This window comes from Oleiphilus sp. HI0123 (assembly GCF_001635315.1).
In genome coordinates, this window is record NZ_LWGE01000963.1 from 1 (window position 1) to 829 (window position 829).

Annotated in this window: 1 protein-coding gene; it reads left to right on the forward strand. The window is 43.9% G+C overall.

From position 1 onward, the window contains the following. Positions 1-176: 176 nt before the first annotated feature. Positions 177-829, forward strand: a 653-nt coding sequence (locus A3761_RS08355) for an AI-2E family transporter (protein ID WP_156491747.1), incomplete at its 3' end; no start/stop codon positions are given.

Consider the following 829-nt stretch of genomic DNA (forward strand, 5'->3'; position numbering starts at 1 on the left):
AGACGACTATGACTTGGCGGTGAAGAGCCTGCATAGTAGCTTGGTCGAAATTCACAATCACGGTATCGCGATTTGCCCTGCTAATTAACAATTAGATCTCGTGGGAACATCCTGCTAAAGGAGTTGGCAATGCTCAGATCTCTGGGTTTTCATCGGCAGCACGTACGCTGTTTGTTTTGGCGGCATTTGTTATTGTGGTTGCAGGTATACGCGCTGCTGAGTCATTGATGGTGACGTTTCTACTCTCCGGTTTTTTTGCCATCATTTGTGCGCCTCCCTTTCTCTTTATGCAACGGAAAGGCTTGCCTGCCTGGCTGTCCTTGATACTGGTGGTTATTTTTATCAGCCTGGTGCAGTTGGTGATTATCTCTATTATTACCACTTCACTCACTGCGTTCTCAAATGACCTACCCCAGTACCAGATACGCCTGCAAGCATTGATGGGCGAACTAATCAGTGGCTTAAATTCCTGGGGCTTGGATATTCCAAAGGAAAAGTTAATGCAATTGTTTGACCCGTCAACGATTTTTAAGTTGGCGGTAAGCACTCTGGGGAACCTGGGTGGCGTTTTATCGAACTCCTTTCTGATTGTGTTAACAGTGATTTTTATGCTTTTTGAAGGTGTTTCATTGCCGGCAAAACTTCATAAGGCTTTCGGCGAAGACAGTACCTTGATGGAGCATATTGAATTATTTTTAGAGAATGTTAATCGTTATATGAGTATCAAGGTTGTAGTGAGCCTGGGAACGGGTGGGTTAATCTATATCTGGTTGCTTATTCTGGGGGTTGAATATCCCTTGTTGTGGGCTTTAATTGCTTATCTTCTAAA